The following is a 12844-nucleotide window of genomic DNA, read 5'->3' as shown; positions in this document are numbered from 1 at the left end:
CTGTATTCAAATTAAAAAAAAATAAAAAAAAGATTATTTTTAGTGCCTAAATACAACATTTGATGACTCCAGTAGAAAAGAAGATCAATGATTTAAGAGAAGAACTACGACAACATAACTATAACTATTATGTTCTTGATCAACCAACTATATCAGATTATGAATTTGATATGAAGTTAAAAGAACTTCTTCAGCTGGAAAAGGATCATCCGGAATTTGAGGATCATAATTCTCCCACACAGCGGGTTGGAGGTGAGATTACGAAAAATTTTGAAACGGTAACCCATGTGAACAGGATGTATTCTCTTGATAATTCGTATTCAAAGGAGGATATTCTTGACTGGGAAAAGAGAATTCAAAGGATATTGGGGGATGTGGATCTTGAATTTACCTGTGAATTAAAATATGACGGTGCTTCCATCAATCTGAGTTATGAAAATGATCAGTTTGTGAGGGCGGTCACTCGAGGAGATGGATTTATGGGGGATGATGTCACAGCGAATATTAAAACGATTCGCTCTATTCCTCTTGTTTTAAAAAATGGCAAACTAAATTCATTCGATATCCGAGGAGAGATCATTCTTCCACTTGAGGGATTCGAAAAAATGAACAAGGAAAGGATTGAGGCAGGGGAGGACCCCTATAGAAACCCCAGAAACACTGCAAGTGGAAGTTTGAAACTTCAGGACAGTACCGAGGTAGCTGCCAGGCCCCTGGATTGTTTGTTATATCAGGTTGTAATTGCGGATAATCCCTTCAAAACTCATTTTGAGACTTTAAAATATGCGAAATCACTTGGTTTTAAAATTCCAAAAACCATTCGTATCTGTAAGAATGTAGAAGAAATAATGGACTTTCTCAACCTGTGGGATACAAAAAGACATGAATTGCCCTACGAAACTGACGGGGTGGTTATAAAAGTGAACTCTTTACATTATCAGGAAGAGCTGGGTTATACTTCCAAATCTCCGCGATGGGCCCTTGCCTACAAGTTCAAGGCAGAACAGGTAAGTACGATATTGAATGAGGTTACTTATCAGGTAGGCCGAACCGGTGCGATAACTCCTGTGGCGAACCTGGAACCTGTTGAGTTGGCAGGAACGATTGTGAAGAGAGCCTCTTTACATAATGCAGATCAGATCGAAAAAATTGATCTTCACCTGAAAGACAGGGTATATGTGGAAAAAGGGGGGGAGATCATTCCTAAAATCGTCGGGGTTGACCTGGAGGCCCGTGCTCCCGATGCGCTTTCAGTTCAGTATATAACGCATTGTCCCGATTGTGGAACTGAGTTGGTAAGAAAGGATGGTGATGCCAAGCATTTCTGCCCGAATGAATTTGGTTGTCCGACTCAGATCACGGGAAGAATCCAGCATTTTGTGAGTCGTAAGGCCATGAATATTGACGGGCTTGGGGCAGAATCGGTAGAGTTGTTATTTAAAAATAATCTTATTCACAACTTCGCTGATTTGTATGAATTAAAGATTGATCAGGTTGTTCCGCTCGAAAGAATGGCCGAAAAATCTGCCCGGAATCTGATTAATGGAATCGAGGCCTCCAAAAAGATTCCTTTTGAAAAAGTCCTGTTTGCTCTCGGAATCAGATTCGTGGGAGAAACGGTTGCAAAAAAATTAGCCAGACATTATAAGTCCATTGATGCCCTGAAATCCGCGAGTTTTGAGGAACTGGTCGAAGTAGATGAAATAGGAGAGAAGATCGCTGAAAGTATTGAATTGTTTTTTAAAGATGAGGGAAACCAGATCCTGATCAGTAGGCTTGAGAATTATGGATTGCAGTTGTCTATGGATGAGACAGAACTGGAGGGTCAAACGGAACTGTTAAAAGGTAAGGTTTTCGTGGTTTCAGGGGTTTTCGAGATCATGTCTCGTAATGAATTAAAAAAGTCTATTGAGGACAATGGAGGAAAGGTTACAGGGTCCATTTCCAAAAAAACGAATTTTGTCATTGCCGGCGCCAATATGGGGCCAAGTAAAAAAACCAAAGCTGAGACGCTTGGCGTTCCCATGATTTCAGAGCAAGATTATTTGGATATGCTGTGAAGCAAATTTATCATTACAGAGCTTAATTACAGTTCAAGAACCTGTACTTTATTTCTTGTGGAATAAACTTTACCTTCATTGTGCAATTGCTTCAGCAAACGAGTAACAACAACTCTTGAAGTGTTGAGATCATCAGCAATTTCCTGATGTGTGATCTCAAGATTTACATCTTGATTGATTTTGGCCTTGTCCCCAAGATATTTCATCAGTCGCTGGTTCATATTCATAAAGGCAAGTCCGTCAATGGATTCGACCATTTCAATAAGCCTGAAGTGATAACTGTCAATGATAAAATGTCTCCAGGTTTTATAAAGGGCCAGCCAGTCATCAATGTATTCCACCGGTAAAAAAATGGCTTCTGTATCATTTTCAACCACGGCCCTGAAGATACTTTCTTTTCTATTGATACAATTAATAAATGAAATGGCACAGGTATCTCCTTTTTCAAGAAAATATAAAACGAGTTCCTCGCCTTCTTTTTCCTTCCTTATGATCTTTACAGCCCCGTTGAGTATTAGAGGGATATGTGTCATGTTCTCACCAATATCGACAAGGATTTCACCGTGCTTGTATTTATCGATAAATCCTACTTTGACGATTTCTTCGACAAGCTCCTTTTCAAAAATAGAGCCATAATATTCAGCTATTTTTTCCCTTAAAATTAATTCCTGTGTATTCATTGTTCTCGTTGATCTGCAGTAAGTTAAATTGTTTCAGTCAAAATTAAATGAAAAAAACAGGAGCAAATAGAACATTTATCATACTGTAACATTTGTTACCTAAAAAAACTCCCTGGCAATTTACCAGGGAGTTTTCACCAAAATCGATTCCGGCTGAATTCAAGCAAAACAAATAAAATACTTAGAAAACTACTTGAATTTGTGCCAAGAATTTATCGTTGTCCTGATTGATTACAGTTTCAATGTTGGCCTGATAATTGACTTGTAATCGTACGGCTTTGTTAAAGTAATAATTGAGGCCTAGAGTCATTCTTTCGCTGTAACGATAAGGAACATCCTTAAGGTCAAGATCCTGATCAAAGAACTCATATTTAAAAACAGGTTGCAGGTTCCACTTGGTATCATACCAGATCATGCCATAAGCTCCGTCTCTTTTTTCTCCCAAGGCAAGTGGTTCACCTCCACAGCCGGCATCTGCTCCGGGGTCATAAGCACCCTCGTCATAGATATATTCCCCTTGTATATGAAGATTATTGATGTCAAAAAGGATTTCCCCACCATAAGTGGTTCTACTGTCTTCGTCATTGTTAAGCTTTGGGTAACCATATCTGAAACTACCTCCAATGGTAACAAAATCAAAAAGCTTGTAGGTTACGCGCCCAACGATATCCTTTTTATTGTTGTTATCTGTTGTGAGTAATCCCTTACCATTCATAAGGGCAACTGCATAATTTAGTCGGGTATTCACATTACCACCCCAGACAGAGATACCATAATCCCTTTGAGGGACAACAAGCTGGTCCGAAACAATGGCACGGTCAATGGTGATTAATGCGTTACATGCGGTTTGAACTTCAAGTCCAAAAGGCTGTTTGTAGGAACCTACTGCAATTCTGGCCCAGTTGTATTTGTCCCAGGTAACAAAGGCATCCATCAGGTATGCTCTTCCTTCATTTCCACCATTAATAAATGGACTTGTTTCCAACATGAAATAATAAGTAAAATCTTCGAACAATCGACCTCTTACACCTATTCTTGCTCTTCTGAACTTAAAAGTGCTTTCAGCTGGGTCAGAAAAGGTGTAATTGTATTCGGGTTGAATAAAACCAAAAAGTTTGATCTTTGGCGGTGCTATGGTGTCATTAGGGTCCTCTGCGTCACAACCCTGGGCTTGTACCTGAGAGCTGAGCATAACAAGGACTAGTACGATAAAAATCGAAATGATGTTTTTCATAATGTCAGAATTGAAGATTAATTTTTGATCAATGGTAAGTTCTTAGGAACAGAAGATCCTACACCCCACTGATTTGGTCCCCATGCCGGATTAGAATGATAGATACCATTCATTCCAAAGGTCATACTGTAGGCATCATAACCAAGTACCTGCAACCAAGCTGTAATTACAGCAGAAGTTTGACCGGTATAGCAGTATGTGATGACTTTTGCATTGTTTTCCGGATTTAAATAGTTGGTTCCATTTCCTTCCAGTTTTAATTCTTCTTTAATTCTGAATGCATCCTGAATATGTCCGAAGTTTCCATAATCCGTATCGCTGAAATAATTATTGATAAAGTAATTAGATGGGTTATTCAATACATCCGTTCCTTTTGCGGTTTTGAATCCTCCTGCAACTACTGCTTCAATTCTTTGTTTTAAAATATCAGCTCCGTCTGCAGAATAGATATCAATGAACGGATCCTCGTAAGTGATTTTAGAAGGAGCACTATGTGCAGCCCAGTTGGTATGACCTTTTGCTTCGTCTCCTGTTTTTGAATACCATGGACCCGATGTATCTGCGTTCCAGCCGGACATTCCCCATTTTAGTGCCTGAGCATCACTATGGCCCGCAAGACGTAATAAGGAGGTTGCAAAGCAAGCTGTTTGGCCTGTGTAACAAACTACAAGAATCCTTTTGGAAGCTGCATCACCTTCGGTGAGAATATCAGCAAATGCAATGTTTTTTGCTCCCTGAATATGCCCGGAATTAAACGCTTCCGTTGAGCGTATATCTAGAATCGTATATTTGTTTAGGAAGGCATCTAAATCAGCTTCGGCAGGTGCACCGGCAACAAATTTGACCTCTCCACCAGGTCCGCTCAATATATTCCCAAGATCCAGTTGATTATCAAGCATATATCTTTTCATGACATCAAATGCAGGTTCCATAATTGGATTTTCCGGATTGATATCGTCACCTCTGTCACAGGAACTGAGCAATATTGCCGGTATACATAATAATGCTAAGACGAATAGATTTATTTTTTTCATAATTATTTTATTTATAGATAGTATTTTGAGTTTTTCTTATTCAATTACCGGGTACATGTTCACTTGTTTTTTAGTGAAGGCTTCCCTGTTATTTTCTTTTAAGGATTTGTGCATAAAACTGTTGGCACCATATGCAAGGTTGCCAGCGTCATAGCCCAGGATGTTTAAATAGGCTACTACGTAGGCTGTTTCCTGGCCGGTTGGACCATATACTAATATTCTTTTATCCGTTGGAAGTGTTAATAAATCATTGGCAGAACTTAAAGATCCCTGTGGGTCGTACTGAACAGCTGAAGGTATATGACCCTTGGCATAATTTTCTGATCCCGTATAGTCAACGATGTAATATTTGTCAGGATTTTCAAACACATCACTTGATTTCACGATGTACTCCTTATAGGGAGTTTCAAAGGCTTTTTGAAGACGGTCTCTTAAGATCTTTTCACCCTCACTCTGACCCGTGTTAATTGAAGGTTTAGAATTCTTTTCAGCTTTATCATTTGTGGTGGTTTCCAGTTTGGAAACAAAACTGTCAGAGGTGTTTTTCAACCAGGAGTTTTCAGCAAAATCCACTCTCCATGAGCTCATTCCCCAGTTCATACTGTAGACATTGTCATACCCGGCAATTCTCAGTAAACTAGTAAAATATGCTGCAGACTGCCCTGAATAACAGATTAGCACGATTTTATCAAAATCGGAAGGAACTATACTGCTTTCAAAATGATTCAGAAGTTGAGTGGGATGAACATTTACGGCATTTTTTACGTGACCGTATTCGAACCAGCTTTCACTTCGAATGTCAATGATTTGATATTTCGGATTTTTGAGATTCTTTTTAACCTCATCAGCCGATATCAGGGCAGGTGCAGCATCGGTATTGATGAATGGCCTGTTGGATTCTAAATATGCCAACAAGGTTTCAAATTCACCAGGGGGATTAATTGCGGTAAGAGAATTGCTATTGGTTGCTTTAAATCCGCTTAGTAAAATCCAAGCAGGCAAAAGCATAATTACGAGAATAAAAGATAGTTTTCTCATGATGTAAAATTTTAAAATTCAATAATTTATCTGTTTATACTTGACCTAAAAATAATTTTGGAGTAAGCATATTAACATGATATTTCTCATGAAATGTTAATACAGAATGAGTTTGCTTAGTAGCATAGGTTACATAAAAAAGATACCGTTGTTACTTCTTTTAATTCCTTATGAACAGTATGTAACAACCATATAATCAGTTGCTTAGAAGGCAATTGTTTAGATATTATTTACCTTGATACAGCAATGGGTATAATCTGATATGAGATAAGGTTTCATTCCATGGGTTCATGGCTAAACAATCCAAAATTATACACTAAAAATTGACTTAGAAATCGGCGAATCAGGCTCTGTTCTTTCAATTTTTTTTAAAAAAAAAATGCCCTGCAAAGAGCAGGGCATTTAACAAAACAATCAACTAACTTAGCCTAAGGATTCGCATTTTAACATCCTCCTTCCGGCATTTTCTTCTTCTTTTTGGGTTTCGTAACAACTTTTTTCTTTTGAGGTAAAGTTTTTTGTTTTTGTATTATTTTCTTCACCGGGGCAATTCCCGCTTCTTTCATGGTTTGAGCATAATCGTACAATGGATCCTCAATTGTGTTGTCGACAATTTTAAAGGTTTCACTCTGGTAATAGGCATCTACTGCAAGTAGCTTTAAATTCTCAATGCCAAGCTGATACAAAAGCAGACATGAATTGTTAGCTATCTCAGGAGTTTCATTATATATAATGATCGTTTTATTGTTTGCCGCGGCATTTTTTATAACATCGAGATACTCTTTTTTTAAAATCTGATTTTGGGGAATATTAACAGCATCGACCATATGTCCTTTTGTGTATTCAAAATTACTTCTATTGTCGATCAACAAATAAGACCCTTTCTCCATTAAAGCAAGCGAATCAAGCTGAATAATATAAGCGTCATCATTTAAAAACTGAAGGGTGTGATCTGAGTCCTTCGTGAAAAACACATCAGGTTTTCTAATCGTTACGAAACCAACAACGAGGACGAGTAAAAAGAGAATTGCTGAAATTGATATTCTCTTGGTTTTTTCTAATTCTTTCATAATCTATTATTGGAGTAAGCTAAATCATTCAATTCATATATCTTATTGTTTCTAACATCCACCCTCAGGCATCCGTTTCTTTTTCTTCGGTTTTGGAACCACCTTTTTTTTAGGTTCTGGAGCCACTTTAATTTTTGTTATGACCTCAATGGTATCCATATTAACTCCAAAATACTTGCCTGCTGCTTTTCTGAAATTATACAATTCAAAAGCTTTATTAGGCATGGTCTGATCCGGAAACGGAGGTTTGATGATCGTATTAAACCAGGCATTAAGGCCTCCTTGAAGCACATACAATCTTTGGTATCCTAGTCTGTTTCCAATCATCCATACCTCTTCGGCAAAAAAATGATCATTTGAATACAAAACAATATCGTATACTTCCTGATCCAGATACATATTGTTTTCCGGGTTGAATATTTCTGATACCGGAATATTGATGGCATTCGGAAGACTGTATTTTTCAAATGCTTCGGGGGATCTTGTATCTATAATGAGCAAAGCGGGATCCTGATTGATTATCCGGTCAGCAAGTTCATCAGAACTTATATATCTTTCTGAGCTCAACATGTTCTTAACATAGTGTTCCGGGGAAAGGCCTTCATGTTTTTGTATATCCGGAAGCAGAAAAAGGCCCGCTGCAAGAAGAATCAATAAAACAGCCAGGAATTGATAGCTTCTTTTGACAAGGATTCTTTTGGTTTTGTATGTGGCAGACATGATGTTTTGTTTTAGTAGAATATTTTTTTTGTACGTTTTCTGATTCGATCTGAAACGGCAAAAGCAAGTATGGCTAACAGCGTAAATCCAAAAATTATGGTTTCTCTGGATATTCCGAGAGTTTCATCCAGGGTAACATGTCCCAGATTAAAGTCTTCATAAATGGGTTCGATCCAATGAAATAATTCGGAAAACACTAAAATTCCTATAAAAAGGCCGATAGTAAATATAATCCCGTCAATTTTTCCTATCCCAACGGCGCAAAGACTGGTTCCGGGGCAAAATCCACCTGCAAGAAATCCGACTCCCATTGTAACACCTCCTATCAAGGATGCCCATAAAAAAGTAGGCTGGACAAAGAGTTGATCCAGGTCAATCCAGTTCAGATAATTCATATAACTCAGGCCAATCAAAGAAACCAGACAGGCAGTTAGAAATACCTTAAGGACGGCAAAGTCATAACCGTAAAAAACTCCGACAAGTTTCCTCGAGGAAGAAAATCCTGACGCTTCCATGATGAAGCCAAAAGCCATTCCTATCAGAATTGCCAATACAAAGTTCCATTCAACGGGTATGATTTCATTTGGAATAAGTGGTCCCATAATTTCTTTTTTGTGGTTTATATCCAGTTTTTTCTAAAAAAATATGCTACCAGATATCCGGTACCGAATATGGATAGCATACTTATAAATCCTGCAGTTGCCATCATGGAAATACCACTCAAAGCGGCTCCACTGGTACATCCTCTTGTGATTTGCGCTCCAAACCCGAACAGCAATCCACCTATCAAGGCAAATACCAGGCGCCTTCTGGCTGTAATTTTAGGGGAATGCTGGGTTCGCCATTGAATTCTTCCGGTAAGTACACCTGAAAGAAAAGCTCCCATGATTACACCTATCGCCTCAAAGACAAGCCAGTTATTCATCGGAGAATTTGATCCTTTCAGAAACTTGCTGTAGTAGGCGTTACTTTCACTGTGCTCGGGAGATACTTTATTGACAACTGTTACAACGCTGCTTTTTAAAGCTCCACTGGCTCCAAGACCTCTCCCGGTTACATAAAAGGTGAACAGGATAAGCAGACCTAAAAGGAAGCCACCGAAATAAGGGTTCCAGTATATGTGCCGATTTTGATTTTCTTTCTTTTCCATGTCTCAATATAAGTATCTAGTTAACTGACCTGCTTCGATCATTACCATCCTGAATATCAGTCCTCCAATTAGGATTAATAGCGCGGGAATGGCCACCGGAACTTTAAATCCTAATAACTCAATACTTTCAAGGAGGGCTGGAACCATCAACCCTAATAAGATGACAAATACAAAAAACATGACGGTATATTCTCCTCTAATCAGTATGTCAAGGGCTTCGAGTTGAACTGCTGAACCCGCATACATTCCCATTAGCATATGAGCAATAAGGGCAAGTTCAATAATGATTAAAGCCAGGTCTATTTTACTGAACAGCTTTCTTTCAATATGATCTCGGGAGAATAAAATGATACAGGCAGCTCCGGTTGACAAGCCCGAAACAAGAAACAAAGGCCCCAAAATGGCATTATTCCATAAAGGCCTTGCATTAAATGCAGACAGCAGTATCCCCGTGTAGATTCCCAGAATTATAGAAAGAGGCAACAGTATGATCGCCAGTTGCTTCCTGTGATTGATCAGGTAGCGTTCAAAGTTTTTAAGCCAACCTGTTTTAATGGACCACTTTGGGAACAATTCGGAAAAATAGCTGAATACCCATAAGAAGCTGGCGACTGTGACAAACAAAAGTACCCAGGCCCCCCAGGACATCGGGGATTCAACTCTTAGGGTAGTATATAGCCTCCAAACATATAGTTTGTGGGTAAGGTCATAAAATAATGCAATTAAGCCGATACTTAGGGCAAATAGTACAATGATCATTGCGGGTTTTATGGCTGTTTGCACTTTTTTTTCTTTTCCCAGGATTGTAAAAAGCGAAGCAAAGAAAATGATTCCGGCTGCCATGCCCCCTAAGAATAGATAGAGGGATATCGGAAAATGCCAGACCTCCAGGGATGGATCGATCTTTGGTATATTTCTTCCGCTTATGAATAGTTCTTCTTGCATGATTCAATATGTCAAATTAGATAATAAACATTCGGTTTGGTTCCGGCTTCAGGAGCCAGAACTTTATATTTTCTGGATTTTAGGAGATGAGAAACTTTGCTGGTAGGATCTTCAATATCTCCAAAATACATGCATTTTGTAGGACAGACAGACACACAGGCGGGGAGTTGGCCTTCTTTGAGCCTGTGGGCACAAAAAGTACATTTGTCAACGTAGCCATCAGGGTGCTGATATCTGGCATCATAAGGACAAGAAGCGATACAGGCACCGCAACCAATACATTCATCAGCCTTAACCAAAACTATTCCTCCTTCAGTTTTATGACTTGCACCGGTTGGGCAACAACGGACACAAGGTGCATTGTCACATTGATTACAACGTTCTGATTTTAATTCCAAATTGAGCTTCGGATAACTTCCGTTTACAGATTCAGTAACCCAGTCACGACAATAACCGACAGGAACCTGGTTTTCAGTTTGACATGCAACGACACAATCGCTGCAACCCACACATTTTAAGGTGTCTATGACCATTGCATATTTCATATCAGTACTTCTTTTGCCGGGTTTTCAGCATGGATTTTTACAAAATTACCTCGCATGCCTGTTCCACCCATTAGCGGATCAACCTTGATTCTTGTTATCATATCAGTATCGCTGATTCCTTTTCCATGGGCTCTGGATAATTTTTTATTATTATGTCCAAAACCATGGTACATATAAACCGAGTCCCATCGAATTCTTTCCGTAACGCGAACTTTAATCGGAAACTGCGATACTATTCCATCCTGATTTTCGAGCCAGACTTCCTGGCCCTTTTTCAAATTTTCTATTCTTGCAACCTTTGGGTTCACCCAAAGTGTATTTTCATCCGTTAAGTCGCTTAGATTCGGATTGTTGATGGTTCTGCTGAAGGTGTGCATTGGAGATCTTCCATAGTTAAGTCTGTAAAATCCGGAATCAGGCGTTTCATGAGGAGTGTATACGGGCATTGGATCAAGTCCCATGCCGGCCAGTTCCTCTGAATAAAATTCGATTTTTCCTGATTGGGTCGGAAATTCATAAGGTTTCCCTTTTTCCAGATAGAGAGGGCCCGATTTTCTCTTGAAATTTTTCACACCAATTTTTTTCATTTCTTTAAGCGAGCTGCCGATCTGCTTAAGTTGCCAGTCCAGCACTTCTTCAATATTTTCAAAGTCAAAATAATCGGCTAGCCCAAGACGATTTCCTAATTCTTTCGCCATCCACCAGGCAGGCTTCGTGTTGTATTGAGGTTCCACGGCAGGGGCTCTTAAAGCAACTGAAGGTTCTCTGTTAGGAGATGATCGCAACCCGTCATAGCGTTCCAGATAGGTGCATTCCGGGAGTATTACATCTGCATAGCCTGTAATTTCCATGGGCATGGTATCCATAACCACAATAAATTCGAGTGATTCAACGGCTTTCTCAATGATGTTTTTTTGAGGTACGGAAGCAACCAGATTTGTTCCTGCCACAAACCATCCCTTAATGGGATATTTTTGATTTTCAGATGCTATAGAAGCTTTGATAACTTCGGTTGTATTTCCCATTTCGGCAAATGGAAATTTTTCGCCGATCTCTTTCCATCCCCATTTTGGATGTGGGTATTTTGGATGTGGGTATTTTGGAATTTTGATTTTTTCTTTAAAATAAAAGCCACCCTTGTTTCCCCATGATCCCAGAAGGCCATTAAGAATGGCAACGGCTCTTGCACGTTGGGAATCATCTCCGTACCAGGTAACATGCCTACCGGGATGAACAATTGTTGAAGGTGCCGCGGCGGCCATGGCTCTTGCAGTTTTCCTGATTTGATCAGGTTTAATGGCCGTGATACCATAGGCCCATTCCGGGCTGAATGGTTTGACATGCTTTTTAAGCGCTTTAAAACCATGACCATATTTTTCTACATACTCTTTGTTGTAGAGATCCTCATAAATCAAAACATGCATCCATGAGAGGAGGAGCGCTATATCCGTAGACGGTTTGATAGGGAGCCAAAACTGTGATTTACTGGCAACCGTTGAGAACCTTGGATCCACTGTTATGATCTTTGCTCCGTTGTCAATGGCATCGGACATTTCCTGAACCTGACTGTTATGCATATTTTCACCTAAATGAGAGCCAATGAGTACGAGACATTTTGTATCTCTGATATCAGTGGGTTCGGGAGAACCTACCCAGGAACCAAAAGTCAGTCCAAAACCAGTTTCTCGTGGGCCCCTACACTGGGCATAAGCGGGCTCAGCGATTGTGTCAGAACCATATGCCTTAAATAGGTGTTCAAGGTGACTTCCGGGCGAGCCGTGTTTGATCAAAGCCATAGATTCGGGCCCGTATTGGTCTTTTATGGTTTGCATTTTACTGGCAACTAAATTCAGGGCCTCTTCCCAGCTGGCCTCTTTAAATTCCTGTTTGCCATTGATTTCGGTTCGAATCAAGGGGTGTTTTAACCGGTCCTTGTCACTGTACATTCCAACCCCACCGGTTCCTCTTGGGCACAAACGCCCAAAACAATGGGGGTCATTTTGATTTCCAATGATCTTATGAATCGTGCCTTGTTCATCAGAAAAAGCCCAGGCTGCACATTTCCAAAAACAGACCTCACAATAAGTAGCCGTTCTTTTGAGCGGCAAAGGATCGATTTTAGCTACTCCGGAATTTATTGTGTCTTTTATGGGAATTGCACTAAATGCTGCAGAAGATAAAGCCACACCACTTGCTCCCAGGGCAGAAAGCTTGATAAATGACCTGCGTGAATTGTTCATCTCGATTGAAATTTATGGAATTGAAAATGCATGAATGAATTTTTCCCTCTTGTTTCAATTGTAAAATTAGAGCTGAGAAGGAGTTGATTAGCTGATAAAAATCATATTGAAATGTGACTCCGGTCACA

Annotated in this window: 12 protein-coding genes; 1 reads left to right on the top strand and 11 read right to left on the bottom strand. The window is 39.5% G+C overall.

The window, feature by feature from the left end:
- Positions 1 to 62 precede the first annotated feature (62 nt).
- Positions 63 to 2060 (top strand): NAD-dependent DNA ligase LigA, encoded by a 1998-nt coding sequence (ligA, locus tag LCM02_RS07585; RefSeq protein WP_224927719.1) that lies wholly within the window; start codon positions 63 to 65, stop codon positions 2058 to 2060.
- Between the two features lie 26 nt (positions 2061 to 2086).
- On the opposite strand, the gene LCM02_RS07580 is transcribed toward ligA, so the two are convergent.
- The 11 genes from LCM02_RS07580 to LCM02_RS07530 all read right to left on the bottom strand — a co-directional run bounded on the left by LCM02_RS07580 (position 2087) and on the right by LCM02_RS07530 (position 12716).
- Positions 2087 to 2740, bottom strand: coding sequence for a Crp/Fnr family transcriptional regulator (locus LCM02_RS07580; protein WP_224927718.1), 654 nt, complete (start codon positions 2738 to 2740; stop codon positions 2087 to 2089).
- 181 nt (positions 2741 to 2921) lie between these two features.
- A complete protein-coding gene (locus tag LCM02_RS07575) occupies positions 2922 to 3974 on the bottom strand; it encodes a porin (RefSeq protein WP_224927717.1) in 1053 nt (350 codons plus the stop codon).
- Between the two features lie 17 nt (positions 3975 to 3991).
- Positions 3992 to 5008 (bottom strand): rhodanese-like domain-containing protein, encoded by a 1017-nt coding sequence (locus LCM02_RS07570; protein ID WP_224927716.1) that lies wholly within the window; start codon positions 5006 to 5008, stop codon positions 3992 to 3994.
- 36 nt (positions 5009 to 5044) lie between these two features.
- Entirely contained in the window at positions 5045 to 6046 is a 1002-nt protein-coding gene (locus LCM02_RS07565; protein WP_224927715.1) for a rhodanese-like domain-containing protein, read from the bottom strand.
- A gap of 443 nt (positions 6047 to 6489) precedes the next feature.
- Positions 6490 to 7116, bottom strand: a complete 627-nt coding sequence (locus LCM02_RS07560) for a rhodanese-like domain-containing protein (protein WP_224927714.1) — start codon at positions 7114 to 7116, stop codon at positions 6490 to 6492.
- A gap of 51 nt (positions 7117 to 7167) precedes the next feature.
- Positions 7168 to 7836 carry a rhodanese-like domain-containing protein gene (locus LCM02_RS07555; RefSeq protein ID WP_224927713.1) on the bottom strand — a complete coding sequence of 223 codons (669 nt, stop codon included), beginning with the start codon at positions 7834 to 7836 and terminating at the stop codon, positions 7168 to 7170.
- Positions 7837 to 7847: 11 nt separating this feature from the next.
- Complete coding sequence (locus tag LCM02_RS07550; protein WP_224927712.1) at positions 7848 to 8438, bottom strand: YeeE/YedE thiosulfate transporter family protein; 591 nt, start codon at positions 8436 to 8438, stop codon at positions 7848 to 7850.
- Positions 8439 to 8455: 17 nt separating this feature from the next.
- Entirely contained in the window at positions 8456 to 8986 is a 531-nt protein-coding gene (locus LCM02_RS07545; RefSeq protein ID WP_224927711.1) for a YeeE/YedE thiosulfate transporter family protein, read from the bottom strand.
- A gap of 3 nt (positions 8987 to 8989) precedes the next feature.
- Complete coding sequence (gene nrfD / locus LCM02_RS07540; RefSeq protein WP_224927710.1) at positions 8990 to 9931, bottom strand: NrfD/PsrC family molybdoenzyme membrane anchor subunit; 942 nt, start codon at positions 9929 to 9931, stop codon at positions 8990 to 8992.
- Positions 9932 to 9942: 11 nt separating this feature from the next.
- On the bottom strand, positions 9943 to 10476 hold the full coding sequence (locus LCM02_RS07535; protein ID WP_224927709.1) for a 4Fe-4S dicluster domain-containing protein: 534 nt from the start codon (positions 10474 to 10476) through the stop codon (positions 9943 to 9945).
- Positions 10473 to 12716 carry a molybdopterin-containing oxidoreductase family protein gene (locus LCM02_RS07530; RefSeq protein ID WP_224927708.1) on the bottom strand — a complete coding sequence of 748 codons (2244 nt, stop codon included), beginning with the start codon at positions 12714 to 12716 and terminating at the stop codon, positions 10473 to 10475. The genes LCM02_RS07535 and LCM02_RS07530 overlap by 4 nt, the downstream gene beginning before the upstream one ends.
- Positions 12717 to 12844: the final 128 nt, after the last annotated feature.

This window comes from Lutimonas saemankumensis (assembly GCF_020171465.1).
GTDB classification, from domain to species: Bacteria; Bacteroidota; Bacteroidia; order Flavobacteriales; family Flavobacteriaceae; genus Lutimonas; species Lutimonas saemankumensis.
This window is presented reverse-complemented; position numbering and strand designations above follow the sequence as displayed.